A 213-nucleotide genomic window follows, 5' to 3' on the forward strand; every position below is an offset into this window, starting at 1 on the left:
AAGGTCGGCACCGGCGAGACCATCGGCCGCGTCGGCTCCACGGGCAACGTCACCGGGCCGCACCTGCACCTGGAGGTGCACACCGCGGGCGGCGGTGGCATCGACCCGCTGGCCTGGCTGCGGGACAAGGGCCTCACCGTCTGAGCCTCCGCTCCCCGTCGACCCGTGCCCGGTCGCCACGACCGGGCACGCGCGCGCGACCACCCCGCCGCG

Annotated in this window: 1 protein-coding gene; it reads left to right on the plus strand. The window is 77.0% G+C overall.

The annotated features are described in order from the left end of the window. On the plus strand, positions 1-144 hold a 144-nt coding region (locus A4V12_RS35585; RefSeq protein ID WP_159028935.1), incomplete at its 5' end, for a M23 family metallopeptidase. Positions 145-213: the final 69 nt, after the last annotated feature.

Origin of the sequence: Streptomyces noursei (genome assembly GCF_001646665.1) — a bacterium.
Lineage (GTDB): Bacteria > Actinomycetota > Actinomycetes > Streptomycetales > Streptomycetaceae > Streptomyces > Streptomyces lavendulocolor.